Source organism: Curtobacterium sp. MCLR17_045, assembly GCF_003234405.1.
GTDB classification, from domain to species: Bacteria; Actinomycetota; Actinomycetes; order Actinomycetales; family Microbacteriaceae; genus Curtobacterium; species Curtobacterium flaccumfaciens.
In genome coordinates this window covers 111,547-137,490 of record NZ_QKTB01000006.1, presented here as the reverse complement: position 1 = coordinate 137,490, position 25,944 = coordinate 111,547, and the positions used below count along the sequence as shown (strand labels likewise).

General features: G+C 70.6%; 31 protein-coding genes. 21 read left to right on the top strand and 10 right to left on the bottom strand.

All coding sequences use genetic code 11. The features are described from left to right. Positions 1 to 137 precede the first annotated feature (137 nt). From iolC to DEJ05_RS06555, 11 genes are all read left to right on the top strand, one after another. Entirely contained in the window at positions 138 to 1,178 is a 1,041-nt protein-coding gene (gene iolC, locus DEJ05_RS06605) for a 5-dehydro-2-deoxygluconokinase (protein WP_110864409.1), read from the top strand. Beyond that, a complete protein-coding gene (locus DEJ05_RS06600) occupies positions 1,171 to 2,160 on the top strand; it encodes a class I fructose-bisphosphate aldolase (protein WP_035807563.1) in 990 nt (329 codons plus the stop codon). The genes iolC and DEJ05_RS06600 overlap by 8 nt, the downstream gene beginning before the upstream one ends. Beyond that, positions 2,157 to 3,668 (top strand): CoA-acylating methylmalonate-semialdehyde dehydrogenase, encoded by a 1,512-nt coding sequence (locus DEJ05_RS06595; protein WP_110864410.1) that lies wholly within the window; start codon positions 2,157 to 2,159, stop codon positions 3,666 to 3,668. The genes DEJ05_RS06600 and DEJ05_RS06595 overlap by 4 nt, the downstream gene beginning before the upstream one ends. Positions 3,669 to 3,676: 8 nt before the next feature. Further along, on the top strand, positions 3,677 to 4,600 hold the full coding sequence (iolB, locus tag DEJ05_RS06590) for a 5-deoxy-glucuronate isomerase (RefSeq protein ID WP_111110043.1): 924 nt from the start codon (positions 3,677 to 3,679) through the stop codon (positions 4,598 to 4,600). Positions 4,601 to 4,617: 17 nt separating this feature from the next. Continuing rightward, positions 4,618 to 6,507 (top strand): 3D-(3,5/4)-trihydroxycyclohexane-1,2-dione acylhydrolase (decyclizing), encoded by a 1,890-nt coding sequence (iolD, locus tag DEJ05_RS06585; protein WP_110864498.1) that lies wholly within the window; start codon positions 4,618 to 4,620, stop codon positions 6,505 to 6,507. Between the two features lie 33 nt (positions 6,508 to 6,540). After that, the gene (locus tag DEJ05_RS06580) at positions 6,541 to 7,494 is read left to right on the top strand and encodes a sugar phosphate isomerase/epimerase (RefSeq protein ID WP_111110042.1); all 954 of its coding nucleotides are present in this window, start codon (positions 6,541 to 6,543) and stop codon (positions 7,492 to 7,494) included. Between the two features lie 44 nt (positions 7,495 to 7,538). Continuing rightward, positions 7,539 to 8,612, top strand: coding sequence for a Gfo/Idh/MocA family protein (locus tag DEJ05_RS06575; protein WP_111110041.1), 1,074 nt, complete (start codon positions 7,539 to 7,541; stop codon positions 8,610 to 8,612). A gap of 3 nt (positions 8,613 to 8,615) precedes the next feature. Then, positions 8,616 to 9,485, top strand: a complete 870-nt coding sequence (locus DEJ05_RS06570; protein WP_111110040.1) for a sugar phosphate isomerase/epimerase family protein — start codon at positions 8,616 to 8,618, stop codon at positions 9,483 to 9,485. Then, positions 9,482 to 10,594, top strand: coding sequence for a transaldolase family protein (locus tag DEJ05_RS06565; protein ID WP_111110039.1), 1,113 nt, complete (start codon positions 9,482 to 9,484; stop codon positions 10,592 to 10,594). The genes DEJ05_RS06570 and DEJ05_RS06565 overlap by 4 nt, the downstream gene beginning before the upstream one ends. Before the next feature lie 218 nt (positions 10,595 to 10,812). Next, positions 10,813 to 12,006, top strand: coding sequence for a Gfo/Idh/MocA family protein (locus tag DEJ05_RS06560; protein ID WP_111029576.1), 1,194 nt, complete (start codon positions 10,813 to 10,815; stop codon positions 12,004 to 12,006). Between the two features lie 61 nt (positions 12,007 to 12,067). Further along, a complete protein-coding gene (locus tag DEJ05_RS06555; protein WP_111038829.1) occupies positions 12,068 to 12,475 on the top strand; it encodes a tautomerase family protein in 408 nt (135 codons plus the stop codon). A 143-nt stretch (positions 12,476 to 12,618) separates the two neighbouring features. Here the strand turns inward: DEJ05_RS06555 and DEJ05_RS06550 are convergent, their stop codons facing one another. Together DEJ05_RS06550 and DEJ05_RS06545 are read right to left on the bottom strand one after the other, a co-directional pair. Then, positions 12,619 to 13,377, bottom strand: a complete 759-nt coding sequence (locus DEJ05_RS06550) for a GntR family transcriptional regulator (RefSeq protein WP_071405736.1) — start codon at positions 13,375 to 13,377, stop codon at positions 12,619 to 12,621. 156 nt (positions 13,378 to 13,533) lie between these two features. Next, positions 13,534 to 14,169: an exonuclease domain-containing protein gene (locus DEJ05_RS06545; RefSeq protein ID WP_051596555.1), complete on the bottom strand. Its 636-nt coding sequence runs from the start codon at positions 14,167 to 14,169 to the stop codon at positions 13,534 to 13,536. A 74-nt stretch (positions 14,170 to 14,243) separates the two neighbouring features. On the opposite strand from DEJ05_RS06545, the gene DEJ05_RS06540 reads away from it, so the two are divergent. The 3 genes from DEJ05_RS06540 to DEJ05_RS06530 are packed head-to-tail and all read left to right on the top strand — an operon-like array spanning position 14,244 to position 16,373. Then, entirely contained in the window at positions 14,244 to 14,813 is a 570-nt protein-coding gene (locus DEJ05_RS06540; RefSeq protein ID WP_111110038.1) for a hypothetical protein, read from the top strand. A gap of 59 nt (positions 14,814 to 14,872) precedes the next feature. After that, the gene (gene ychF / locus DEJ05_RS06535) at positions 14,873 to 15,946 is read left to right on the top strand and encodes a redox-regulated ATPase YchF (protein WP_111088238.1); all 1,074 of its coding nucleotides are present in this window, start codon (positions 14,873 to 14,875) and stop codon (positions 15,944 to 15,946) included. 37 nt (positions 15,947 to 15,983) lie between these two features. Continuing rightward, positions 15,984 to 16,373, top strand: a complete 390-nt coding sequence (locus DEJ05_RS06530; protein WP_083404368.1) for a DUF2510 domain-containing protein — start codon at positions 15,984 to 15,986, stop codon at positions 16,371 to 16,373. Positions 16,374 to 16,503: 130 nt separating this feature from the next. On the opposite strand, the gene DEJ05_RS06525 is transcribed toward DEJ05_RS06530, so the two are convergent. Together DEJ05_RS06525 and DEJ05_RS06520 are read right to left on the bottom strand one after the other, a co-directional pair. Continuing rightward, positions 16,504 to 16,791, bottom strand: coding sequence for a hypothetical protein (locus DEJ05_RS06525; RefSeq protein WP_017887091.1), 288 nt, complete (start codon positions 16,789 to 16,791; stop codon positions 16,504 to 16,506). A 272-nt stretch (positions 16,792 to 17,063) separates the two neighbouring features. After that, on the bottom strand, positions 17,064 to 17,675 hold the full coding sequence (locus DEJ05_RS06520) for an HD domain-containing protein (RefSeq protein WP_111110037.1): 612 nt from the start codon (positions 17,673 to 17,675) through the stop codon (positions 17,064 to 17,066). Positions 17,676 to 17,814: 139 nt separating this feature from the next. Between DEJ05_RS06520 and DEJ05_RS06515 the strand changes: the two genes are divergently transcribed. Next, on the top strand, positions 17,815 to 18,189 hold the full coding sequence (locus DEJ05_RS06515) for a hypothetical protein (RefSeq protein WP_111110036.1): 375 nt from the start codon (positions 17,815 to 17,817) through the stop codon (positions 18,187 to 18,189). Here the strand turns inward: DEJ05_RS06515 and DEJ05_RS17815 are convergent. Further along, on the bottom strand, positions 18,186 to 18,386 hold the full coding sequence (locus DEJ05_RS17815) for a hypothetical protein (RefSeq protein WP_146245030.1): 201 nt from the start codon (positions 18,384 to 18,386) through the stop codon (positions 18,186 to 18,188). The genes DEJ05_RS06515 and DEJ05_RS17815 overlap by 4 nt on opposite strands. Before the next feature lie 67 nt (positions 18,387 to 18,453). On the opposite strand from DEJ05_RS17815, the gene DEJ05_RS18010 reads away from it, so the two are divergent. Together DEJ05_RS18010 and DEJ05_RS06505 are read left to right on the top strand one after the other, a co-directional pair. Further along, positions 18,454 to 18,624, top strand: a complete 171-nt coding sequence (locus DEJ05_RS18010; protein WP_181440674.1) for a hypothetical protein — start codon at positions 18,454 to 18,456, stop codon at positions 18,622 to 18,624. Beyond that, positions 18,621 to 20,507 (top strand): amidase family protein, encoded by a 1,887-nt coding sequence (locus tag DEJ05_RS06505; protein ID WP_111110034.1) that lies wholly within the window; start codon positions 18,621 to 18,623, stop codon positions 20,505 to 20,507. The genes DEJ05_RS18010 and DEJ05_RS06505 overlap by 4 nt, the downstream gene beginning before the upstream one ends. An 84-nt stretch (positions 20,508 to 20,591) precedes the next feature. Here the strand turns inward: DEJ05_RS06505 and DEJ05_RS06500 are convergent, their stop codons facing one another. Continuing rightward, complete coding sequence (locus tag DEJ05_RS06500) at positions 20,592 to 21,368, bottom strand: isocitrate lyase/phosphoenolpyruvate mutase family protein (RefSeq protein ID WP_111110033.1); 777 nt, start codon at positions 21,366 to 21,368, stop codon at positions 20,592 to 20,594. A 112-nt stretch (positions 21,369 to 21,480) separates the two neighbouring features. Between DEJ05_RS06500 and DEJ05_RS06495 the strand changes: the two genes are divergently transcribed. The 3 genes from DEJ05_RS06495 (at position 21,481) to DEJ05_RS06485 (ending at position 23,443) form a co-directional block, all read left to right on the top strand. Continuing rightward, positions 21,481 to 22,668, top strand: coding sequence for a MalY/PatB family protein (locus DEJ05_RS06495; protein ID WP_258376100.1), 1,188 nt, complete (start codon positions 21,481 to 21,483; stop codon positions 22,666 to 22,668). Positions 22,669 to 22,859: 191 nt separating this feature from the next. After that, positions 22,860 to 23,066 carry a type II toxin-antitoxin system HicA family toxin gene (locus DEJ05_RS06490; protein ID WP_220034786.1) on the top strand — a complete coding sequence of 69 codons (207 nt, stop codon included), beginning with the start codon at positions 22,860 to 22,862 and terminating at the stop codon, positions 23,064 to 23,066. Continuing rightward, on the top strand, positions 23,063 to 23,443 hold the full coding sequence (locus DEJ05_RS06485; protein WP_111029567.1) for a hypothetical protein: 381 nt from the start codon (positions 23,063 to 23,065) through the stop codon (positions 23,441 to 23,443). Before DEJ05_RS06490 ends, DEJ05_RS06485 begins: the two co-directional genes overlap by 4 nt. A gap of 28 nt (positions 23,444 to 23,471) precedes the next feature. On the opposite strand, the gene DEJ05_RS06480 is transcribed toward DEJ05_RS06485, so the two are convergent. Both DEJ05_RS06480 and DEJ05_RS06475 read right to left on the bottom strand, forming a co-directional pair. Continuing rightward, positions 23,472 to 23,657 (bottom strand): hypothetical protein, encoded by a 186-nt coding sequence (locus DEJ05_RS06480; protein WP_017887087.1) that lies wholly within the window; start codon positions 23,655 to 23,657, stop codon positions 23,472 to 23,474. Positions 23,658 to 23,719: 62 nt separating this feature from the next. Next, positions 23,720 to 24,208: a GNAT family N-acetyltransferase gene (locus DEJ05_RS06475; protein WP_111029566.1), complete on the bottom strand. Its 489-nt coding sequence runs from the start codon at positions 24,206 to 24,208 to the stop codon at positions 23,720 to 23,722. 68 nt (positions 24,209 to 24,276) lie between these two features. Here DEJ05_RS06475 and DEJ05_RS06470 point away from each other — a divergent pair, with 68 nt between their 5' ends. Continuing rightward, complete coding sequence (locus tag DEJ05_RS06470; protein WP_111029565.1) at positions 24,277 to 25,161, top strand: LysR substrate-binding domain-containing protein; 885 nt, start codon at positions 24,277 to 24,279, stop codon at positions 25,159 to 25,161. A gap of 46 nt (positions 25,162 to 25,207) precedes the next feature. Here the strand turns inward: DEJ05_RS06470 and DEJ05_RS06465 are convergent, their stop codons facing one another. Together DEJ05_RS06465 and DEJ05_RS06460 are read right to left on the bottom strand one after the other, a co-directional pair. After that, a complete protein-coding gene (locus DEJ05_RS06465) occupies positions 25,208 to 25,462 on the bottom strand; it encodes a hypothetical protein (RefSeq protein ID WP_017887084.1) in 255 nt (84 codons plus the stop codon). Then, on the bottom strand, positions 25,459 to 25,941 hold the full coding sequence (locus tag DEJ05_RS06460) for an FBP domain-containing protein (RefSeq protein WP_027464546.1): 483 nt from the start codon (positions 25,939 to 25,941) through the stop codon (positions 25,459 to 25,461). The genes DEJ05_RS06465 and DEJ05_RS06460 overlap by 4 nt, the downstream gene beginning before the upstream one ends. Positions 25,942 to 25,944 lie beyond the last annotated feature (3 nt).

The window sequence follows — 25,944 nt, the reverse complement described above, 5'->3', positions numbered from 1 at the left end:
CCCCGCAGAACCAGCGTGACCAGCGCCACGGGACCAACGTGACGGACCGCGGAATCCATGTCATGACATTAGGGCAAACAGGGTGTACAGTCGTGATCGTCCGCCGATGAAGCCGCACGGAAGGTCCACCGCGTCGCATGACGAACCAAGCTCCCCACGCCTACGACGTGATCACGATGGGACGCGTCAGCGTCGACATCTACCCGCAGCAGACCGGCCCGCTCGAGGACGTCTCGACCTTCTCGAAGTCCGTCGGCGGCAGCGCCACGAACGTCGCCATCGCCGCTGCTCGACACGGCGCGGACGCCGCGGTCATCACCCGGACGGGCAACGACCCCTTCGGCCGGTACATCGCGCGCACGCTGCCCGAGTACGGCGTCGCGAACGCCTTCGTCGAGACGGTGGAGGGGCTGAACACCCCCGTCGCCTTCTGCGAGATCTTCCCGCCGGACGACTTCCCGCTCTACTTCTACCGGGCCCCGAAGGCGCCGGACCTGATGATCACGGCGAAGTCCCTGCCGCTGCACGAGATCGAGCGCGCGAAGATCTTCTGGACCACGGTGACCGGCCTCAGCGAGGAGCCGAGCCGACAGGCGCATCACGTCGCTTACGAAGCCCGGTCCGCCGCGCAGAACAGCACGAAGACCCACACCGTCTTGGACCTGGACTACCGGTCGATGTTCTGGTCGAGCCCCGAGGCCGCGACGCGCGAGGTCGCGATCGCCCTCGAGCACGCCACCGTCGCCGTCGGCAACCGCGAGGAGTGCGAGGTCGCGGTCGGTGAGACCGACCCGGTCCGCGCCGCCGACGCGCTGCTCGACCGCGGTGTCGAGATCGCGATCGTCAAGCAGGGGCCGAAGGGCGTGCTGGCGAAGACCCGCGACGAGTTCGTCGAGTTCCGTCCGCACCACATCGACGTCGTGAACGGGCTCGGCTCGGGCGACGGCTTCGGCGGCGCGCTGACGCACGGGCTGCTGCAGGGCTGGAGCCTCGAGCGGATCCTGGCGTTCTGCAACGCCGCCGGCGCGATCGTCGCGACGCGGTTCGAGTGCTCGACGGCGATGCCGACGAGCGACGAGATCGAGCAGTTCCTGACCGACAACCCTGCCGAGGGCACGACGCACACGGGTGCGACGCACACGGGTGAGACGCACACCGAGGAGAAGACCCATGCCTGAGCTCAGCCCCGCTGACTTCCAGCGCCTCCGCGACATCCGTGCCGGCCAGCCGGACCTGGTGCGTGCCACGCTCGACGCCCGCCGCAAGCGCTCCCTGCTCGCCGACGACGGCAAGCTCTTCATCGTCGCCGCCGACCACCCCGCACGCGGTGCGCTGGCGGTGCGCGACGACGAGTCCGCGATGGCGGACCGCTACGACCTGCTCGAGCGGCTCGTCACGGCCCTCGGCCGGCCGGGGGTCGACGGCGTGCTCGGCACCCCCGACATCCTCGAGGACCTCGCGCTGCTCGGCGCCCTCGACGGCAAGGTCGTCGTCGGGTCGATGAACCGCGGTGGACTCCGCGGCGCGACGTTCGAGATGGACGACCGGTACACGGCGTACTCGGCGCAGGCCATCAAGGACTCCGGGCTCGACTTCGCCAAGCTGCTGGTGCGCATCGCCCTGGAGGACTCGGGCACCGCGCCGACGCTCGAGGCCACGGCCCGCGCCGTCAGCGAGGCCGCGGCGCTCCAGCTGCCGATCATGCTCGAGCCGTTCATGTCCGAGTGGCGGGACGGCCGGGTCGTCAACGACCTGTCGGCCGACGCCGTGATCACCTCGATGGCGATCGCTGCGGGACTCGGCGAATCCAGCGCCTACAGCTGGCTCAAGATCCCCGTCGTCGACGACATGGAGCGCGTGATGGCCGCGACGACGCTGCCCACGCTGCTGCTCGGCGGCGACCCGGCTTCGCGCCCGCTGGAGACGTACGCCAAGTGGGCTGACGCCCTGGCCCTGCCCGGCGTCCGCGGCCTGGTCGTCGGACGCACCCTGCTCTACCCCTCGGACGGCGACGTCGCCGCCGCCGTGGACGTCGCCGCCGGTCTCGTCCACAGCCAGGAGGCCCGGGGCGGGTTCTCCACAGATGCCCACGACCCAGCCGCTCGGCTCGCGGGCGCCACCACCATGGACTCGTCCATCTCGGAAGGAAGCAACGCATGACGCTCACCGACACGACCACCACCACCGTCGGGCACTGGATCGACGGCAAGCGCGTCGAATCCGCGTCGGGCAACACCGCCCCCGTGTACGACCCGGCGCTCGGCGTCGCGACCAAGCAGGTCGCGCTGGCCGACGAGTCCGAGATCCAGGCGGCCATCGGCAGCGCCAAGGCGGCGTTCCCCGGCTGGAGCAACCTCTCCCTGGCCAAGCGCCAGGCGATCCTGTTCTCGTTCCGCGAGATCCTGAACCGCGACAAGGCCGAGCTGGCCGAGATCATCACGAGCGAGCACGGCAAGGTCATCGACGACGCCATGGGCGAGATCGCCCGTGGGCAAGAGGTCGTGGAGCTCGCCACCAACATCCCGAGCCTGATGAAGGGCGAGTTCTCCGACCAGGTCTCGACCGGCATCGACGTCTACTCGATCCGCCAGCCGCTCGGCGTCGTGGGCATCATCAGCCCCTTCAACTTCCCGGCGATGGTGCCGCTCTGGTTCCTGCCGATCGCGATCGCCGCGGGCAACACCGTCGTGCTGAAGCCGAGCGAGAAGGACCCGTCGGCCGCCATCTGGCTCGCCGAGAAGTTCAAGGAGGCCGGGCTGCCCGACGGCGTCTTCAACGTGCTCAACGGCGACAAGCTGTCCGTCGACGGCCTGCTCACCAGCGACGACGTCGAGTCGATCTCGTTCGTCGGCTCCACGCCCATCGCACAGTACGTCTACGAGACCGGCACGAAGCACGGCAAGCGCGTGCAGGCCCTCGGCGGCGCGAAGAACCACATGCTCGTCCTGCCCGACGCCGACCTCGACCTGGTCGCCGACAACGCGATCAACGCCGGGTTCGGTTCGGCCGGTGAACGCTGCATGGCGATCTCGGTCGTCGTCGCCGTCGAGCCGGTGGCGGACGAGCTCATCCAGAAGATCAAGGACCGCGCGGCGACCCTGCGCATCGGCGACGGTCGTCGCGGGTGCGACATGGGGCCGCTCGTCACGAAGCAGCACCGTGACAAGGTCGCCTCGTACATCGAGGTCGCAGAGCAGGACGGTGCGGTGGTTGTGGTGGACGGCCGCACCGTCCGACCCGACGGCGACGAGAACGGCTTCTGGCTGGGTCCGACGCTGATCGACCAGGTGCCCACCACCAGCCGCGTCTACACCGAGGAGATCTTCGGTCCGGTGCTGAGCGTCGTGCGGGTCGCTACCTACGAAGAGGGCCTCGAGCTCATCAACTCCGGCGCGTACGGCAACGGCACCGCCATCTTCACGAACGACGGTGGCGCCGCCCGACGGTTCCAGCGCGATGTGCAGGTCGGCATGATCGGCATCAACGTCCCGATCCCGGTGCCCGTCGCCTACTACTCGTTCGGCGGCTGGAAGAACTCGCTGTTCGGCGACCACAAGGCGTACGGTGCCGACGGCGTGAGCTTCTTCACCCGTCAGAAGGCGATCACGAGCCGGTGGCTCGACCCGTCGCACGGCGGCATCAACCTCGGCTTCCCGTCGAACAACTGACCCGCAGCATGGCGAACGAACAGCACCAGCACGACCAGTGGTTCATCCCGGCGGGCTCCCGGCCCGAGGCAGGCTGGACCGACGTGGTCGACGGTCGCATCGAGGGGTGGGCGCACACCGGGCTCCGGACCGGCGCGCTGACCGACGGGGGCGAGCTGCGCCTCCCGGCCGACGCCGTGGAGCGCATCGTCGTGCCGCTCGCCGGGGCGTTCCACGTGACCCACTCGGGCGCTGCCGGCGACGGGGAGCAGACCCTGCAGGGTCGGGGGAGCGTCTTCGACGGCCCCACCGACGTCCTGTACCTGGGCTCGGGCTCCGCGGCCACCATCACCGGCAGCGGCCGGTTCGCCGTCGCCGAGGCGCCCACCGACACCGTCAAACCGACCACCTACGTGGCCCGGCCGGACGTGCCCGTGGAACTCCGCGGCGCCGGGCAGTCGAGCCGCCAGGTGCACAACTTCGGCACCCCAGCCGCGCTGGACGCCGTCAAGTTCATCGTGTGCGAAGTGATCACGCCGGCCGGCAACTGGTCGTCGTACCCGCCCCACAAGCACGACACGAACGTGCCCGGGTCGGAGTCGAACCTCGAGGAGATCTACTACTACGAGGCGGCGGTGTCCCGTGGGCTCGAGTCGATCGCGCCCGAGGCCGCCGACCCGTTCGCCCTGCACCGCACGTACGCCTCGGACGACCGTGCCATCGACGAGTTCCGGCAGGTCCGGACCGGCGACGTCGCCCTGGTGCCGTACGGCTGGCACGGTCCGGCAGTCGCCGCTCCGGGTTACGACATGTACTACCTGAACGTGATGGCCGGGCCCGACCCGGAGCGCGTCTGGAACATCACCGACGACCCGTCCCACGGGTGGGTCCGGCAGGCGTGGGCATCGGAATCGATCGATCCACGACTGCCCTACGAAAGGAAGCAGGCGTGACCACCACCACGCGGAAGATGACGGTCGGCCAGGCACTCGTCGAGTTCCTGGCCAACCAGTGGACCGTCGACGGCGACGTCCGCGAACGCACCATCCCGGGGATCTTCGGCATCTTCGGGCACGGCAACGTCGCCGGGGTCGGTCAGGCCATCAAGCAGCTCCACGTCGAGCAGCCCGGGTTGCTGCCGTACCACCAGGCCCGCAACGAGCAGGCGATGGTGCACGAGGCCGTCGGCTTCGCCCGCATGCACCGCCGCCGTGCGACCTACGCATCCACCGCGTCGGTCGGCCCGGGTGCCGCCAACATGCTGACCGCCGCGGCGCTCGCCACCACGAACCGGCTGCCGGCACTGCTGCTGCCGTCGGACACCTTCGCCACGCGCACCACCGACCCGGTGCTCCAGCAGATCGAGCTGCCGCACGACACGTCGTTGCAGGTCACCGACGCCTTCCGTCCGCTCTCGCGCTACTTCGACCGGGTGGAGCGTCCGGAGCAGCTGTTCTCGATCGCCCTCGCCGCGATGCGGGTGCTGACCGACCCGGCCGAGACCGGTGCGGTGACGATCGCCCTGCCCGAGGACGTCCAGGCCGAGGAGTTCGACGTGCCCGTCGCGTTCCTGCAGCCGCGCGAGTGGCACATCCGCCGCCCGTTGCCCGAGCGCGGCCCGCTCGAGCGTGCCGTGGCCGCGATCCGTGCCGGCCGGCGTCCGGTCATCGTGGCCGGCGGCGGGGTGCTGTACTCCGACGCCGCCGACGAGCTCCGCGCCTTCGTCGAGGCCACCGGCATCCCGGTCGGCACGTCGCAGGCCGGCGGCGGATCCCTGGTTTGGGACCACCCGCAGTACCTCGGCGGCATCGGCGCGACCGGCACCGCGGCCGCCAACGCGATCGCCGCCCAGGCCGACGTCGTCATCGGGATCGGCACCCGCTACAGCGACTTCACCACGGCGTCGCGGACGGCGTTCCAGAACCCCGACGTCACGTTCGTCAACGTCAACGTGGCCGCGTTCGACGCCTACAAGCACGGTTCGCAGCTGCCGCTGATCGCGGACGCCCGGGAGGCCCTGGTCGCCCTGACCGAGTCGCTCACGTCGGACACGGCGTACGTCGTCGAGCCCGGCTACGCGTCCGAGATCGCCTCGCTGAAGGCGGCGTGGGACGCTGCCGTCGACGGCGCGTTCGCGCCGTCCGGCGCGGACCTGCCCGGCCAGCCCGAGATCATCGGCGCCGTGCAGTCGGTCTCCGACCCGCGCGACGTCGTGATCCAGGCGGCGGGCTCGCTGCCCGGCGACCTGCACAAGCTCTGGCGGGTGCGGGACGAGCTCGGGTACCACGTCGAGTACGCGTTCTCGTGCATGGGCTACGAGATCGCCGGTGGCATCGGGGTGCGACGCGGGGCTCCGGACCGCGACGCGATCGTGATGGTCGGTGACGGCAGCTACCTGATGCTGCACACCGAGCTCGTCACCGCCGTGGCCGAGGGCATCAAGATCATCGTCGTGCTCATCCAGAACCACGGGTACGCGTCGATCGGGCACCTGTCCGAGACCGTCGGCTCCGAGCGCTTCGGCACGAAGTACCGCTACCTCGACGAGACCGAGTCGTTCGAGAACGGCGAGCCCCTGCCCGTCGACCTCGCCGCCAACGCCCGCTCCTACGGCGTCGACGTCATCGAGGTGCAGCCCGGCCCGGACAGCATCGAAGACCTGAAGGCCGCACTGCGTCAGGCGAAGGCGAACGACCACACGACCCTGGTGCACATCAACTCCGACCCGCTCGTCTACGCCCCCGAGGGCGACGGCTGGTGGGACGTGCCGGTCGCGCAGACCTCCACCCTCCCCAGCACCCAGGCCGCCCGCGCCGAGTACGAGCAGCAGGTCGCCACGCAGCGTCCGCTGCTCGGCTGAACCGTTCACGAGACAGAAAGCGACAGCGACGTCATGACCGACACCGCCACCCCCATCGGCAGCCCCGCCACCGACGCGGCGCCCGCCTCGATCCGCATCGGCACCGCCCCGGACTCGTGGGGCGTCTGGTTCCCGGACGACCCGAAGCAGGTGCCGTGGCAGCGCTTCCTCGACGAGGCGTCCGCCGCCGGCTACGAGTGGATCGAGCTCGGGCCGTACGGGTACCTGCCGACCGACCCGTCGCAGCTGTCCGACGAGCTCGAGTCCCGCGGGCTCAAGCTGTCGGCGGGCACGGTCTTCACCGGGTTCCACAAGGGCGAGGACCAGTTCCAGCGCGCGTGGGACCAGGCCGTCGCGGTCGCCGGTCTGGCAGCGAAGCTCGGCGCCGAGCACCTGGTGACGATCCCCGACCTGTGGCGCTCGGACGCCACCGAAGAGGTGCTCGAGGCGCGCACGCTCACCGACGAGCAGTGGGAGCGGCTCGGCAAGGGCCACGACCAGCTCGGCAAGGCGCTGCTCGAGGAGTACGGCGTCCACCAGCAGTTCCACACCCACGCGGACAGCCACGTCGGCACCTACAAGGAGACCGTGCGGTTCCTCGAGGTCACGAACCCCGAGTACACCAACCTCTGCCTCGACACCGGCCACTTCGCCTACTACGGCGGCGACAACCTCAAGCTCATCGCCGCCCACCCGGAGCGCATCGGCTACCTGCACCTCAAGCAGGTCGACACCGACCTGCTGTTCGACGTGCTCAAGAACGACGTGCCGTTCGCCACCGCCGTGTCGCAGGGCATCATGACCGAGCCGCCGCACGGCACCCCGGAGCTCGCCCCGATCATCGAGGCCGTCGCCGCGATCAACCCGGACATCTTCGGCATCGTCGAGCAGGACATGTACGGCTGCGCCGTCGACGCCCCCGGCCCGATCGCCGAGCGCACCTTCCAGCACATCTTCGGCTCGACCTCGGCCGCCCGCGCCTCCTGACGCGCCGTCCACGCAGCGTCAACAACCCCCAGGAGAACACCACCATGACCACCACGCAGAACCTCCGCGTCGCCGTCGTCGGCGCCGGCATGATGGGCGCCGACCACGTCCGCCGCATCACCGCCAAGATCTCGAACGCCGACGTCGTCGCCGTCGTCGAGCCCAACCAGGCCCGTGCCGCTGCGGCAGCCGCCCTGGCGCCCGGCGCGATCACCGCTGCGTCCTTCGACGAGGCGCTCGAGCAGACCGAGATCGACGCCGTCATCATCGCGACGCCCGGTTTCCTGCACGAGCCGATCCTGGTGACCGCGCTCGAGCGCGGACTCACCGTCCTGTGCGAGAAGCCGCTGACGACCAGCGCCGAGGACTCGCTTCGCATCGTCGAGCTCGAGCAGCAGCACGCCGCCCGGCCCGTCATCCAGGTCGGCTTCATGCGCCGGTTCGACGCCGGGTACCAGGAGCTCAAGGCCCTGCGCGAGTCGGGGGCGAACGGCGCCCTGCTCGCCCTGCACCACGCGCACCGCAACCCGACGACGCCGCCGAACTTCAGCGAGTCGATGCTCATCCACGACTCGGTGATCCACGAGATCGACATCATCCCGTTCCTCACCGGTGAAGCGATCACGAGCGTCGAGGTGAAGAAGCCGCGCAAGAACTCCCTCGCGCCGGCCGACCTGCCCGAGCCGCAGTTCGTCCTGTTCACCACCGAGTCCGGCACGATGGCGATCGTCGAGATCAACGTCAACGCCCAGTTCGGCTACCAGGTCACCACCGACGCCGTGTTCGAGTCCGGCGTCGCCTACATCGGCCGCGACACCTCGCTCTCGCTCGCCGCAGCCGGGGCGACCTCGCAGGGTGTCACGCCCTCGTTCAAGGAGCGGTTCGCCGCCGCCTACGACGAAGAGGTCCAGCGCTGGGTCGACGCGGCCCGGACCGGCGGTATCGACGGGCCGAGTGCCTGGGACGGCTACACCGCCTCCGTCGTCGCCGAGGTCGCCGTCCGGGCCCAGCAGTCCGGCGCGCACGAAGTGGTCGAGTACGCGGTCACGAAGCCGGCGTTCTACGACGAGACGAGCGACGCGACGAGCGACGCGACCGCCGCGCTCGCCGGGGCCTGATCGATGCCGAAGATCGCGCTCGACCCGACCCCGTTCCACCACGACCTGTCGCTGCTCGAGTTCCCGCGCAAGGTCGCGGAGCTCGGCTACGAGTACCTGCAGCTCACCCCGCACAAGGACTTCATCCCCTTCTACCGGCACCCCAAGGCCGACGACGACCTGGTCGACGCGTTCGCCGCGGCCTGCCGTGACGCCGGGGTCCAGGTGGCGAGCGTGCTGCCGGTGCTGCGTTGGTCGGGTCCGGACGAGGACGCCCGACAGGCTGCGGTGCGGAAGTGGAAGCGGGTCATCGAGATCACGAAGCGCCTCGGCGTGGACACCGTCAACACGGAGTTCTCCGGCCGCCCCGAGCGTGCCGAGGAGTCCGAGGACCAGTTCTACCGGTCGATGGAGGAACTGCTGCCGATCATCGAGGACGCCGGCATCCGTGTGCTCATCGATCCCCACCCCGACGACTTCGTCGAGGACGGGCTCGAGGCGCTCCGGGTGATCCGCGGCCTGAACTCGAAGCACGTCGGCTTCGTGTACGTCGCCTGCCACACGTTCCACTACGGCGGCAACATGGACGAGATCATCGACGCCGCCGGTGAGTCGCTGCAGCTGGTCCACGTCGCCGACGCGTACGACCACCGTCGCTCGCACGGCCTGCGCTACATCACGAACCCGCCCGGCAACCCGGTCCGGGTGCACCAGCACCTGCCGGTCGGCCAGGCGGACGTCGACTTCGACGCCTTCTGGGCGGCACTCGACCGGGTCGGTTTCTCGGCGCGCGAGGACACCGTCGCGGTCTCGAGCGTCTTCGCCGAGGACGAGAACGCCGACGCGGTGTCGCGGTTCCAGCTCGACACGATCACGAAGGGACTCCACCGATGACCACCACCCTCGAGACGCAGGCGTCCACCGACGCCGACTCCCGTCCCGTCACCCTGCAGGCCGCGGAGCAGACCCCGACCGCCCTGTGGAACGACTCCGCCGACCCGCGCGAACTGTCGACCGCCATCCACGAGTACGGTGCCGTCGGTGCGACCTGCAACCCGGTGATCGCGTACACCTGCATCCAGCAGGACCCGGAGACCTGGGTCCCGCGCATCCGCGAGATCGCCGAGGAGCACCCGACGGCGGGGGAGTCCTGGATCGGCTGGAAGGCCGTCGAGGAGCTCTCCATCGCCGCCGCGGCGCAGCTGCTGCCCGCGTTCGAGGCGTCCGGCGGCCGGAACGGTCGACTGTCCATGCAGACCGACCCCCGGTTCCACCGCGATGCCGACGCGCTCGTCGAGCAGGCCGTCCGGTTCTCGCAGCTCGCGCCGAACATCATCGTGAAGATCCCCGCCACCAAGGTCGGCATCGCCGCGATCGAGGAAGCCGCCTACCACGGGGTCTCGATCAACGCCACGGTGTCCTTCACCGTGCCGCAGGTCGTCGCCGTGGGCGAGGCCATCGAGCGGGCACTCGACCGCCGTGCTGCCGAGGGCCTGCCCGAGCAGGAGTTCGGCCACGTCGTCACCCTGATGGCCGGCCGCTTCGACGACTGGCTGAAGACCGTCGTCAAGCGCGACCACGTGATGGTGGACCCGGGCATCCTCGAATGGGCCGGTGTCGCCGCGGTGAAGAACGCCTACCGCGTCTTCCAGGAGCGTGGCTTCCGCTCGCGCGTGCTGGTCGCCGCGTTCCGCAACGCACTGCAGTGGTCGGAGTTCCAGGGCGGGGACCTGGTGGTGTCGCCGCCGTTCCAGTGGACGAAGGACATCAACGACAACGCGTTCCCGTTCCGTCCGCACGCCATCGACGACGAGGTCCCCGTACACGTCATCGAGGCGCTCCGGGCCGCGACGCCGGAGTTCGCCCGCGGTTACGACGTGGACGGCATGACGATCGACGAGTTCGACCGCTTCGGTGCGACCGTGACGACGCTCCGGCAGTTCCTGGACGCCGACGCGAAGCTCGACGCCCTGGTCCGCGACATCATCGTCCCCGCGATCTGAGACGCGATCCGAGTCGCGGTCTGATGCGCGGCGCGATCCGCGGTCGCAACCACGGGTCGCGCCCCGCGCGCTGACGCACCAGCCTGGAGGCCCGGTGCCGGCCCCTGAGACCGGCACCGGGCCTCCAGGCGGTTGCGTCATGTGCTGACAAAGTCCGCCGCATCGGCTACGCTCGTTGTCGCGCTCCAATGCGCGTCACCTGAACGAAGGAGTTCTCCATGGACAGCATCGGCGTCGGGCTGATCTCGGTCGGCTGGATGGGGCGGTTGCACTCGCGTGCCTACCGAGCGTTGCCGGACCACTTCCCGGAGCTCGGCGTCCAGCCGCGGCTCGTCGTCGCGGCCGACCCGATCGAGGCGGCACGCGACCAGGCGGTGACCCGGCTCGGGTACGAGCGGGCCGTCGCCGACTACCACGAGGTCCTCGCCGACCCGGCGGTCGACGTCGTGTCGATCTGTTCGCCGAACTTCCTGCACCGCGAGATGGCCGTCGCCGCGGCCGAGGCGGGCAAGCCGTTCTGGATCGAGAAGCCGATGGGCCGGTACGCCAGCGACTCGCGCTCCATCCACCAGGCGGTGCAGCGGGCCGGCGTCATCACGAGCGTCGGCTTCAACTACCGGCACGCCCCGGCGATCGAGCGCGCCCGCGAACTCGTCCGCAGCGGGCGGCTCGGACGCATCACGAACGTGCGCGGATCGTTGCTCGCCGACTACTCGTCCGACCCTGCTGCACCGCTGACCTGGCGCTTCGAGCGTGAGCGTGCCGGATCGGGTGTGCTCGGCGACCTGTTGTCGCACGGGCTCGACCTGGCGCAGTACGTGGTCGGCCGGATCGCCTCGGTCAGTGCGCTCGCCGAGACGTTCATCGAGTCGCGTCCCCGCCCGGGTGCCGGCATCGTCGACCGCAGCGCCGCGGCGACCGGCGAGCTCGGTGCCGTCGAGAACGAGGACTACGCCGCGCTGCTGTTCCGGTTCGAGGACGGTGCGGTCGGCACGATGGACTCGAGTCGGGTCATGCGTGGGCCGCACGCCGAGTACACGCTCGAGATCTACGGCACCCGCGGTTCGGTCCGGTGGGACTTCCAACGCCTCAACGAGCTCGAGGTGTACCTGGACGGGCAAGAGGTCGACGGGTACGCGACGCACTACGTCGCTCCCGGGGACGGTGACTTCGGTCGCTTCCAGCCCGGCGCCGGGACCGCGATGGGCTACGACGACCTGAAGACGATCGAGGCGGCGCAGTTCATCGCGAGCGTGCAGCGCGGGGAGCAGCTCGCACCCTCGGTCGCCGACGGGCTGGCCGCGGCGTCGATCGTCGAGGCGGCGGAGGCCTCGCTGGTCGACGGCGCGTGGCACGACGTCGCCCGTGTCGACGGGCCGCTGACGTACGGGGCACCGACGCCGAGGTTCTAGACGCGTGGGGGCGTCTGCTTGATAGTATGTAAGGACAAAGTCCGAGCAACCAGGAGGCACCATGCCGCTCGTCCGTATCGACCTCGCCACCGGCCGCACGCCGGAAGCCGTCCGTGGCATCGCCGACGCCATCCACCAGGCCATCGTCGACGTGTACGGGATCCCGGTGCGGGACCGGTTCCAGGTGATCACCGAGCACCCGGCGCAGCAGATCATCGCCGAGGACGCCGGCCTGGGGTTCGAGCGCACCGAGGGCGTCATCGTCATCCAGGTGTTCACGCAGCGCGGGCGGACCGACGAAGCGAAGGCGGCGCTGTACCGGGCAATCCACGACGCCCTCGCTGCGGTCGGTGTCGCGTCCGAGGACGTCTTCATCGGCTACGTCGAGAACGGGCCGCAGGACTGGTCGTTCGGCTTCGGGCGTGCCCAGTACGTCACGGGTGAGCTCGGAGTGCCCGCGCTCGGCTGAAGCCGTGCGGGTGCGGGGTGGTCACGACACCCCGCTCAGTTCCGCCGAGTGGTCACGAACTGTCGGTTGCCGGGCGTCCGGGCGACAGTTCGTGACCACTCGACGCATCACCGACAGCGTGTCGTGACCACTCGCCGAGCGACCTACTTGTCGACGAGCGTGACCTCGAACGAGTACCGGTCGGGGCGGTAGCAGTGCACGCCGTACTCGACCGCACGGCCCGAGGCGTCGTACGCGGTGCGGCTCATCGTGAGCACCGGGTCGCCGTCCTCGATCTCGAGCAGGCCGGCCTCTTCGTCGGTGACCGCCCGGGCCCCGATCCGCTGCTTGGCCACCCGCATCGTGACACCTCGGCCGCGCAGCAGCTGGTACAGCCCGTACGCCTGCAGGTCCTCGTCGGTCAGGTCGAGGAACTCCGGCGGCAGGTAGTTCTCGAGGATCGCCATCGGGACGTCCTCGGCGAACCGCACCCGCCGGATGTGCGCGACGGTCGTGCCGGGCTCGATGCTGAGCGCCGCGGCGACCTCGTCGGACGCGGGGACGTCGTTGCGCTGCAGGAGCTTCGTCGCCGGAGCCTGCGCACCCTGCGCCAGGTCGTCGTACAGGCTCGTCAGCTCGACCTTGCGGGTCACCGGCCCGTGTACGACCTGGGTCCCGATGCCGCGGCGGCGCACCAGCAGACCCTTGTCGACGAGGTCCTGGATCGCGCGACGGATCGTCGGCCGCGACAGACCGAGACGCTCACCGAGGGCGATCTCGTTCTCGAGCCGGGCCCCTGGGGGCATCGCGCCGGAGCGGATCGACTCCTCGATGCGCGAGGCGACCTGGAAGTAGAGGGGCATGGGACCCGACCGGTCCAGGTCCATGAACAGGTCGGACGGCAGCTGGCCTTCGTTGGTCATCGCGGTCCTTCACACGTGCGGAGATGCCGGCGTCGGTGCCGACGGCATTGTCGTGACAATACCACCGGGGATGTGGCACCCCGGCCGCGCGCAGCGGGCGTTGCGTCAGTCTGCAAACACCGTCAGCCAGCGCAGACCGTCAGTCAGCGCAGACCCTCAGTCGGCGAACACCATCGGCCGGTTCGACAGCCGCGGCTGGTTCGCTGCCTTCGGCTTCTCGGCACGCGCGCGGACCGGGGCGATCGTCACCCGGGTCACCGCGCCGAGCGCCTCCACCGTCTCGACCCCGTGGTGCCCGGCTGCGTGGACGACGATCGCGGCGCAGGCCTCGGCGTCGGCGGCGGCGTCGTGGTGCTGGAAGCCCTCGAACCCGGCGGCCATCGCGGCGACCGGCAGGCGGTACGAGTCGAGCGTGTAGGTCTTGCGGGCGACCGCCAGGGAGCACAGCGAGTGGTGCTCGGCCAGGTCGATGCCCGTCGCGGAGCAGCCACCGGCGATGACGCCCATGTCGAAGCGGGCGTTGTGCGCCACCAGGACGTCACCCTCGGCGAAGGCCACCAGGTCGGGGTACTGCTGCTCCCACGTCTTGGCGTGCGTGACGTCCTCGGCGACGATGCCGTGGATCCGCGTGTTCCACTCCAGGAACGCGTCGTGCCCGAACGGCGGGCGGATGAACCACGACGCCCGATCGACGACCCGACCGGCTCGGACCTTCACGAGCCCGACGGAGCAGGCGCTGGCGGGCGAGCTGTTGGCGGTCTCGAAGTCGATCGCGGTGAAGTTCAACGGCACGGTCCCGATCGTCGCACGGGGTGCCGACATCGCCCTCCGTTCCCGTCGGCGTTGCGTGTGGCTACTGTCGGCGCATGGGGAACGAGACCGACCGCCGTCCGCTCGTCCTGGTGCTCGCCGGGTCCGGCTACGGGCAGCAGGCGCCGCTGCTCTGGTGGACGAGCGAGATCGCCGCCGCGGCCGGGTGCGAGGTCGTCGCGCCTCGCTGGCACGTGGACGACGCCGCCGGTGCCGATCCGGTCGGGTTCGTCGAGACCGCTGTCGCCGCCGCCCTGGGGGACCGGCTACCGGACATCGTCGTCGCGAAGTCGTTCGGCTGCTTCGCCCTGCCGTGGGCGATCCGCCACGAGGTGCCCGGGGTCTGGCTGACGCCGGTCCTCACCCACGACGACGTCGCGGCAGCGCTCGCCGCTGCCACTGACGTGCACGACGCGATCGGGGGTGGAGACGACACCATGTGGCGGCCCGAGCGGGTCCCGGGGACTGCTGCGCGCCTCCAGGCCGTCGACCATGCCGACCACTCGCTGCAGGTGCCGGGGGACTGGCGGCGATCGCAGCGGCTGCAGGCCGACGTCTTCGACGTCGTCGAACGCCGGATCACGGCCCTGCGGCCTCCGATGGGCGGGTCGCGTCCGCTGATCTGACGGACGGACTGGAGGCCCGGGTCGGCTCCGACAGGCCGCCGCCGGTAGGCTCTTCTTCCGTGGCTCTCACCATCGGAATCGTCGGTCTCCCGAACGTCGGCAAGTCGACCCTGTTCAACGCCCTGACCAAGAACCAGGTCCTCGCCGCGAACTACCCGTTCGCGACGATCGAGCCGAACGTCGGGGTGGTGAACCTGCCCGACTCGCGGCTCGACCAGCTCGCCGAGCTCTTCCACTCGGAGAAGACCGTGCCGGCGCCGGTGTCGTTCGTCGACATCGCGGGCATCGTCAAGGGCGCGAGCGAGGGTGAAGGTCTGGGCAACAAGTTCCTCGCCAACATCCGCGAAGCCGACGCCATCGCGCAGGTCGTCCGCGGCTTCACCGACGACGACGTCGTGCACGTCGCGAACAAGGTCTCCCCGAAGGACGACCTCGAGGTCATCAACACCGAGCTGATCCTCGCCGACATGGAGACCATCGACAAGGCGCTCCCGCGGTACGAGAAGATGCTCAAGCTCAAGCAGGCCGAGCCGGTCGTGCTCGAGACCGCTCGCGAGGCCCGTGCCGCGCTCGAGCAGGGCACGCTGCTGTCCGCCACCAAGATCGACCTCTCGCCGATCGCCGAGCTCGGCCTGCTCAGCGCCAAGCCCTTCATCTTCGTCTTCAACGTCGACGAGGCGATCCTGACCGACGAGTCCCGCAAGGCCGAACTGGCTGCGCTCGTCGCCCCGGCGCAGGCCGTGTTCCTCGACGCTCAGGTCGAGTCGGAGCTCATCGACCTCGACCCGGCGGACGCCGCCGAACTGCTCGAGTCGACCGGGCAGACCGAGTCGGGCCTCGACCAGCTCGCCCGCATCGGGTTCGACACCCTCGGGCTGCAGACCTACCTGACGGCCGGTCCGAAGGAAGCCCGTGCGTGGACGATCGGCAAGGGGTGGAAGGCTCCCCAGGCTGCCGGCGTCATCCACACCGACTTCGAGAAGGGCTTCATCAAGGCCGAGGTCATCTCGTTCGACGACCTGGTCGAGACCGGCTCGATCGCCGAGGCCCGCGCTGCCGGCAAGGCCCGCATCGAGGGCAAGGACTACGTCATGCAGGACGGCGACGTGGTGGAGTTCCGCTTCAACAACTGACCTGCCGGCGTGGTTCGTCGTGCGCCAGGATGAGCGCATGACGAATGCACAGGCAGGGTGGTACGACGACGGCTCCGGCACCATGCGGTGGTGGGACGGTTCCGCGTGGACGGAGCAGGTGCAGCAGCAGGCGCCCGCGGCGTCGGGTGTCGGTGGAGTGATCGGCCGGATCCAGGCGGAAGCCGCTTCGGGTGGTCAGCCGCGTCCGGCACAGAACGGCATGAGCTACGTCGTGCTGCAGGTGGTGCTCAAGGAGAAGTTCTTCGGGACCGGTTCGGGCAACCTCACCGAGCTCGAGAAGGCGATCAACGCGCAGGCTGCGCTCGGGTACCGGCTGCACACGATCACGACGGCTTCCTCGGGGAGCACGGGCTTCGGCGGCGGAGACCGGGTGCAGGCCACGATGGTCTTCGAGCGCCTGAACTGAGTCGATGCCACGAACGGTGCGAGGTTCCGTGAACGGTGCGACGACCGCCGCGTCGCACCGGGGCTGCCCCGGGAACGACGAAGCGCCGCCGAGCGGACTCGGCGGCGCTTCGTGGTGGTGCTGGTGGGACCTAGGCCGCGAGGGCCATCTCGCCCGCCTGCACGGACTGTGCCTGCAGCAGGGTGCGGCTGGCCTCGCCCGCCCAGGAGCGGCCGGGGACGGTCCAGCCGGCCTCGCCGACGGCGTCGAGCCGGGTGCCCCGGGTGACGAAGGTCCCCAGGTCGTCGGCTGCGATGCGGACGAGGTACTCGCGCTGCGAGCGGTCGTCGCGCACCGGGAACTCGGCGATGCGGTCGGGGGTGATCGTCGGGGCCGCGAGTGCGGTCCCGAACACGGTGATTCGTTCGTTGCTGGTCATGGTGCTGTACTTCCTGGTCATTCGGCGCCAGGGCGACTCGGTGTCGGCGGACGTCTCAGTCCAGCGCGACGCATCGAGTGCGGGGCGCGCACGTCGAGTTTCAACGTGCAGCTCGTCCGTTCGGATCAAGCGGTGTCTCGAGTGGAATGCGACTCGGGTGAGTCGGTGTCGAGAGGTTGGTGTGCGCGAGTCAGATGGGTTCGCTGCAGTGCACCAACCTGAGACTATACGCCCACCCCGCCGAGAAGTCCAGCGAGCGACCGGACCGAGCGTCAGGACGCCAGGAACGCCGTCCAGCGGTCTCCGCCGGCGGCCACGTTGCCCGACCCGTCGAGGCGGGCTGCGGCCGAAGACGGCTTGCGGTCAGCCTGCTCGTGGATCAGCCCGTCGAACGTCGCCGAGAAGTCCAGACGGGGCAGCGCGGCCGTGACGTCCCGTAGGTCGTCCGACGACCACCTGTCGAAGCCCACGCCGGAGACGTCGAGCGAGGTCGCCACCTCGAGCAGGTGCCCCTCGGCGTCGAGCCCCGGGTCGACGGACCGCCACATGTGCCGCTCGATGATCTCGCCGACCCGACGGGCTCGCACGGCGTCCCACCCGGCACCGAGCGCGAAGACCGAACCGACCGCGCCGCCGGCGTCCTCGAAGGGCACCCGGTGGGCGTCGAACGACGGGGTCACGCCGAGGTCGTGGAGCATCGTCGCGACGAAGAGCAGCTCGGGGTCCGGTTCGAGGTCGACCGTCGGGGCGAGCAGGACGGCCCAGGCCCACGAGCGCAGGCAGTGGTTGACGAGGGCCGGTTCCGACCACGCCCGCACGACGTCCAGTGCGCGCGCAGCGACGGGGGAGGGCGGGGTGAGCAGGGCTTCGACGTCGAGCGACATGGCACGACAGTAGCGGCAGGAACGAGCCGTAACGGGGCGGAAACGTGCCGGGCCAGAACCGGAAACAGCGCCCCGTTAGCTTTCGCTTCACTGAGTACCCGCTCAGCACCCCTCCACCCCACCCGAAGGAACTGCGCCCATGCAGCACCGACCACGGCTGCGCCCACGCGCGACGATCGTCTCCTCGACGCTCGTCGCCGCCGGGGCGTTCGGCCTCGCCGTCCTGACGGCCGCTCCGGCCCAGGCAGCGCCCACCGCGACCACCGCCACCATCGACGCCCCGGACACCGTGGCTGTCGGCACGGCGTTCGACGTCGACCTGACGATCCCGGACACCGCCGACGTCTACGCCTACGAGATCACGCTCGAGGCCGACTCGGTGGAGTACCGGGACGACAGCGTCACCGGCCCGGACGGCGGCTTCGACACTGTCGAGCAGGACGGCGACGCCCTGACGATCGTGCACACCCGCCTCGGCACCTCGCCGGCACTCGACGGCGACCTGGCCACCTAGATCTCGCTGACCCCGACCGCGGTCGGCAGCGTCGACTTCGACGTCACGGGCATCACCCTCGTCGGCTCCGACGGCACGTCGACGACCCTCGACGACCCGGCGAGCACCACCGTCGTGGTCGCCGCGGCCGCGACCACCGCGCCGACGGCCACGCCGACCCCGGGCGCGACCACGCAGCCCGGTGCCGGTGGCGGCACGGATGCACCCACTGTCCCCGGTGATCCGACCGCCCCGGGCACCGACCCGACCAGCGGCGCCACCGCCGTGGCGGCAGCCGGCGGGGACGACCGTCCGACCGGCGGCGACCTCGCCTGGACCGGTGCCGACGTCGCGCCGTGGATCGCCGCGTCCATCGCCCTGCTCGCAGCCGGCGGCACCCTGATCACCCTGCGGGCCCGTCGTGCCCGCCGCGACCGCACCGGAGCCTCCGCATGACCGCCACGAAGCAGGCCGCCACGAAGCAGGCCGCCACGAAGCGGGCCTCCAGCAAGAAGCGCACCACCGTCGCCGGCGCATCGCTCATCGCCCTCGTCGGCACCGTCCTCGCCGCGACCCCCGCGATCACGGCCGCCGCAGCACCCGCAGCCGTCGACGCCAGCCCGGCCGCCATGCTCGCGCCGTACTACACGGACCTCGACCTGACCGGCGATGACCAGGTGACGAAGGCCGACCTCGCCGTGCTCACCGACCACCTCGGTGCGACGACCGCGAGCACCGACTGGGCGACGGTCAGCGCCGCGGACACCGACGCCGACGGCACCATCACCGTCGCGGACCTGGCCGGGTTGTCCCAGCGGATGATCTACGACGACGGCCCGTTCCAGCTCGTCGAGGCGTCGACCATCGACATGCAGGCCGCGATGAACGCCGGGGTCACCACGTCGGTCGCGATCACCGAGGACTACCTCGACCGCATCGCCGCGTACGACCGCGCGAAGGTCGACACCGCGTCGACCGGGCGCCCGCTCAACTCGATCGTCACCACCAACGCCGACGCCCTGGCCGCCGCGAAGACCGCGGACGCCGAGCGCGCCGAGCACGGGATGACGAGCATGCTGCTCGGCGTGCCGATCGCGGTGAAGGACAACTACGACACGAAGGACATGCCGACCACCGGTGGCTGCGGCTGCTGGGACGACAACCAGACCGACACCGACGCCGCGATGGTCACCGGCCTGCGCGACGCCGGCGCCGTGATCCTGGCGAAGGCCAGCCTCGACGAGTTCGCCTTCGGCTTCGTCTCCGAGTTCTCGTCGAACCAGCCCGCCGGCTCGTCGCTCCTGGTCGCCAGCCCGTACAACACGGCGCAGACGGCCGGTGGCTCGAGCGGCGGCACCGGTGCGGCGATCTCCGCGAACCTCGCGGGGATCGGCTTCGGCACCGACACCGGCGGCTCGATCCGCGTGCCGTCGACGTACAACCAGCTCGTCGGCATCCGGCCCACGGTCGGACTGACCAGCCGTGACGGGATCATCCCGCTCGCCCTGTCGCAGGACACCGGCGGCCCGATCACGCGCTCGGTCACCGACGCGGCGGTCGCGCTCGACGCCGTCACCGGCGTGGACGCGGCGGACCCGGCGACGAGTGCGCAGGCCGGCAAGGTGCCGACGTCGTACACGTCGTCGCTCGACGCCGACTCACTGCAGGGTGCCCGCATCGGCTACGTGACGAGCATGGTCGGCACGAACGCCACGACGAAGCGCCTGTTCGACGCCTCCGTCGCGAAGCTCGAGGCCGCCGGTGCCACCGTCGTCCCGATCACCGCGACGACGGCCTTCAACCGGGTCCTGTCCGAGGGCAGCGGCAGCACGAACGAGTTCAAGCACGACCTGGACGAGTACGTCGCGAAGCACCTCGACCCCGACGTCACCGCGCGTTCCCTGCAGGGCATCCTGGCCTCGGGTGAGTACGTGCCGAGCCGCAAGAGCACCTACCAGTCGCGCGACCTGATCACCGACACGCAGTACCAGGCGTGGGCCGGACCGACGGGGTCGCACACGACGCAGCTCGCCACCGGCAAGCAGCTCGTGACGCAGATGCTCGATGACCAGGACCTCGACGCGCTCGTCTACCCGTCGGGCACGCCGTACGGCACGCAGTCGACGAACATGCGCCTCAGCCCGAACACCGGCATGCCGGCGATCACCGTCCCGATGGGCCAGGCGACCGCTGCCGACAACACGATCACCGGTGCCGGCGTGAACCTGGAGTTCCTCGGCCGCTCCTTCGACGAGAGCACGGTCATCGGCCTCGGCTACGCCTTCGAGCAGGAGACGCACGCGCGCACCACGCCCGCGCTGTACCCGGCGCTCGGCTGAGCTGAGCGGGTCGCGTGACGTGACCACAGGACGGACGGGAGGCCCGTGGCGACACCGCCACGGGCCTCCCGTCCGTCTGCTCCGTCAGTTCAGGGTCGGGGTGTCCTCCGGCACGACGCCGTCGGCGTACAGGTCGGTCGCCAGGTCGCGGAGCGCGCGCAGCGCGACCCGCTGCGTGAGCGGACCGTAGGAGATGCGGGCGACGCCGAGCGCCTCGTACTCGGCGGCGGGCAGGGCGCCGGGCAGGCCGATGACCGAGAGCTTGCCGCGGCCCAGACCGGCGACGAGTCGCTCGACCACCGAACGCTCGACCGCGCCGGGCACGAAGACCAGGGCGGCGCCGTTGTCCAGGAACGCCTTGCCGCGGGCGATCGCGTCCTCGATGCTCTCGTCGACCGGGCGCTCGCCGCCGCGCACGATCGCGTCGGTGCGGGCGTTCAGCTGGAAGTCGACGCCCTCGGCCTGTGCCGCTGCGGTGATCGCGGCGACGCGGGCGACCGCCTCGTCGAAGGGACGCAGCCGGTCCTCGACGTTGGCACCCACGATGCCGGAGCCGATGGCGCGGCGGATCGTCTCGGCGGGGTCCTCGTAGCCGTCGTCCAGGTCGGCGGTGACCGGCAGGTCCGTGGCGGCGGCGACGATCGCCGCCCCGGACAGGGCGAGGTCGAGGGGCATGCCGCCGTCCTCGTACCCGTACGACGCGGCGATCGAGTGCCCGGCGGTGGCGATCGCCTTCGTGCCGGGCAGGTCGCTGACGACCTTGGCGGTGATCGCGTCCCACACGTTCACGACGCGCAGGATCTCGGGGGTTTCGTGCAGCTGCTTCAGGGTGACGGCCTTGTCGGCGGTGCTCGTGCTCATGCTGCCGACAGTAGGCCGACGGGGCGGCCCCCGGCCGCGAGCCCAGCCGAAGACGACGTGGGATGACGTCGGGAGTCGCGCCGGGCCTCCAGGCAGGGGCATGCTGGGACGCATGGCGAGCGACGAGCAGGACCCGGTCGGCACGCTCCGCGGGGTCCGGACGAGCATCAAGTGGACGCGGTACGCGCCCGACGTGCTGCCCCTGTTCGTCGCCGAGATGGACCACGACGTCGCGCCGGCGATCCGGCAGGCCCTGATCGAACGGGTCTCGCAGTCCGACCTCGGGTACCTCGACGGCCCCGGTCCGCTCGCTCCCGCGTTCGCGCAGTTCGCGCTGGACCGCTGGGGCTGGCAGATCGATCCGTCGCGGATCCACCTGGCCACCGACGTCAGTGTCGGGATCGTCGAGTCGCTCCGGCTCGCGCTGCCCGACGGCGGCCGGGTCGCGATCACGCCGCCGGTGTACCCGCCGTTCTTCGAGCTCGTCGAAGAGGCCCGATGTCAGGTCGAGGAGGTCCCGCTGCTCGAGCAGTGGGGGCAGTACCGGCTCGACCTGGAGGGCCTCGAGCGGGCGTTCGCCGGCGGGGTCGGCGTCTTCCTGCTCTGCAACCCGCACAACCCCGTCGGGCTCGTGCACGACCGGGCCGACCTCGTCGCGATCGCCGAACTCGCTGCGAAGTACGACGTCCTCGTCATCAGCGACGAGATCCACGCACCCCTGACCCACCCCGGCGTGCAGTTCACCCCGTTCGCCGCCGTCGCCGAGCCGCTCGGTGCCCGGAGCGTGTGCGTGACCTCGGCGAGCAAGGGCTGGAACCTCGCCGGTGTGAAGTGCTCGGTCATCGTCGCCGGCGATCCCCGGACCGCCGCGCTCCTCGACACCCTGTGGGAGGAGGTCGCCTGCCGCACGAGCATCCTCGGGCTGCACGCGAACCTGGCGGCGTTCACCCTGGCGACGGACTGGCTCGACGACGTCGTGGCGCGCATCGTGGCGAACGACCGACTGCTCGCCAAGCTGCTCGCCGAGCACCTGCCCGGGGTCGTCTACACGCGGCCGCGCGCCGGGTACCTGGCGTGGCTCGACTTTCGGGGCATCGGCCTCGGCGACGACCCGGCGGTGCCGCTGCGCGAGAACGCGTTCGTCGCGCTCAACTCCGGGCTGGGGTTCGGGTCTGAGGGGCGCGGGTTCGTCCGGCTCAACCTGGCGTGCTCACCGGAGACCCTGCGCGAGGCCGTGTTCCGGATCGCTTCGGCGTACCCGTCGAGCGCGCAGGAGGGGCTGGTCTGGCACGTCGCCTGACCTGCTCCTGACCGGCGCGTGCCGGGAGGCTCGTCCTCCACAACTCGCCGTTGCTGAAATCTGTCCACAGATCAGGTTGGGTGTCCTGGATCGTGCTCCGCGGAGCGCCACGGTCGGTGCATGCAGAGATCCGATCCGACAGTGTCCAATCGAGATAGGCAAGATTGCCTCGTCACGGTTGGCCAGCTACGGTGAAGCGCACGGAGTTGCTCCGCCGGCTCGCTCGGAAGGCTGACGAGAACGCCGTCGAGTTCGTGTTCCACCGCCACGGCGGGAGCCACGACCTGTTCCGCTTCGGTCGGAACACGGTCGTCGTTCCGAGACACCGAGAGGTGGAGGAGATGACGGCTCGCGGCATCCTCCGTGACTGCGACCGACGAGGAGATGGGCGACGATGAGCCGACACACGGTGCGCGCGGAGCGCGGCAAGAAGTACTGGGTGATCTGGATCGACGGCGTCATCCGGACGCAGGCGAAGCGCGAACGAGAGATCGAGCTGATGGCCCGCGACTGGCTCTCGCTGATGAACGACGACCGCGATCCGGAGTCCTTCGAATTCGTCGTCGAGGTGGCGATGCCCGAAGCGGCGCAGGCGCACCTGGACCGCGCGGTGGCGCTCCGCGAGGAGTCCGAGCGCGCACGCATCGAGGCAGCGAAGGAGACGGCCGCCGCGGCGTTGGTCCTGCACGAGTCCGGGCTCACGGTGCGTGAGATCGGACCACTGCTCCACGTCTCGCACCAGCGAGCACAACAGCTGGTCGCCGCGGCTCGCTGACCGACCTGGTCATCGCGCTCCGCTGCGGTCAGGCCACGTACTGGTTGCGGCCGACGACGCGGATGCGCAGGTCGTCGTCACGGTCCATCGCGAGGAGCTCGCGGGCCACGAACCCGACGGACGGCCACCGGGACACCTCGGTCACCATGAAGCCGTCGATGAAGACCTGCCACGCGCCGGCCTCGCGGACCGCCTGCACCTCGTACGTCGCCATGCCGCGAGCGTACCGGGACCGGGGCGCCGTCAGTGCAGGTCGAACGCGGTGCAGGTGGAACGTCAGTGCAGGTCGAGGGTCATGTGCACGTCGGCCCGGACGTACGGGCTCGGGGCGATCTCGTCCGCGCGCAGGTGCCGGAACCCGAACGCCTCGTACAGGTGCACGGCGCTGGCCAGTTGTGCGTTGCTCTCCAGGTCGATGCGGCGGGCGCCGAGTTCGCGCGCCCGGTCGAGCGCCGCGGTGATGAGCTTCCGCCCGGTGCCGTGCCCCTGGTGGTCGGGGGAGACGGCCATCTTCACGAGCTCGAACACGCCGGGGGTGGTGGGCACGACCCCGATGCACCCGATGACCTGGTCGTCGAGCCGGGCGACCAGGACGGCCCCGCCCCGCTCCACGACGCGGCCGACGGGATCGGAGAGGAACACACGGTCCTCGTCCTCGAGGGTGAAGTACCGGGTGATCCAGGCCTCGTTGAGCGTGCGGAACGCCTCGGCGTCCACGGGGGTGGCGAGGTCGGCGATGGTGACGGTGGAGGTTGCTTCGGGCATGCATCCATCCTCGATCGACGATGCAGTCACGTCCAATACTCGTTCGCGCTGATCGATAGCCTGTGTGCATGGATCGAGAACCGGACGTCGACCTCCGGCAGCTGCGGGCGTTCCTGGCCGTCGCCGACGAGCTGCACTTCGGCCGCGCGGCCGAGCAGCTGCGGATCGCGCAACCCGCACTGTCCCAGCAGATCCGGCGGACCGAACGCGCGCTCGGCGTCGACCTGTTCGTCCGGACCAGCCGCAGTGTGGCCCTGACCGCCGCCGGCCGGGTGCTGCAGGGCCGTGCGCGGTCGCTGCTCGGGCAGGTGCGACGGGACATCGACGAGACGGTGCGGGTCGGGCGCGGCGAAGTCGGTCGGCTCGACGTCGGGTTCGTCGTCTCCGCGCTGCCTCTCGGCCCGATCGAACGCGTGCAGGCGTTCCGGGAGCGCTACCCCCTGGTCCGGGTCGAACTGACCGAGGGGTACTCGTCGACCCTGCTCGCCCGGATCGTCCGCGGCGAGCTCGACCTCGCCGTCGTCCGCGATGCCGACCCGGACCCCGCCGTGCGGCTGCTGCCGTTCCGGTCCGAGGCCTTCGTCGCCGCCGTCCCGCGCGGGCACCGGTTGGCGGATCGGGATCGCATCCGCGGCACCGAACTGGTCGACGAGCCGTTCGTGTTCTTCCCGGCGGTCGCGGGGGCTCTGGCGACCGAGCGCAACCTCGCACCGGTCACCGCCGGTGGCCGCCGCCCGGTCATCGTGCAGGAGGCCACGACCTGGGCGACCGTGCTGCACCTGGTCGGGGTGGGCCTCGGTGTCACGGTGGTGCCGGAGAGCGCCGCGCTCGCCGCACCCGACACGGTGGCGCTCCTGCCGCTCGAGTCCAGCGACCACCGCAGCGAGCTCGCCTGGGCGATGCGCGCCGACGACGACCGCGAGATCCTGCGCAACTTCGTCGCCGCGGACTGACTGAGCGGACCGCGCGCGCCAAAGGAAGCCGTCCGGGCGTCCTCGTTCAGCCGAGCGACAGGACGGGCGCCCGGTGGTCACCGAGTTCGTCGATGCGCCACGGCCGAGCCCCGCGCAGCGTCAAGCCGAGCTGCACGAGCACGAACCCGACGTGCGGCTCGACGTCGGGGTCCCACGGCCCCTCGACGCCCAGACCGAACGCGCCGAGTTCGTCGTCGGCCTCGTCCCGCAGCGTCAGCCGCCACCGTCCGTCGCCGAGCTCCTCGACCACAGCCCAGCGGGCGGTGCCGAACCGGCTCACGCCGTCTTGGTGATGTCCGCGGTGAAGTTCTGCACGCGCTGCAGCAGGGAGGCTCCACGCATCGCGATGGTCGCCGGCGGATTCAGGTGCGGGGGTGCGGTGCGGATGAGCATCGGGCACCCGAGGTCTTCGCAGATGTACGTGCCGATCGTGTTGCCGTTGCGCCCGGACTCGCCGGCACGCGCTGCGGAGAACAGCCGGACCTGGGTCGCGGGCTGCGGCGAGTGGCAGAACGAGCACATCGCGGCGATGCCGGGGCGCAGCGAGCCACCGGCGGACCGGACGACGATGCCCACGGGGCGCTCGTCGATCCAGGACACGATGTACCCGCGGCGGGCGGCCTGCGGGTCGCGCCAGCCCAGGAACTCGCGTTCGTCCCAGAGTGTCTCGTGCAGGCCCGGGATGGGCAGCTGTGCGAGTTCGTCGGGGGTGGCGTTCACGAACGACGATCGGATGTCGGCTTCGGTCAGTGGCTTCACGGT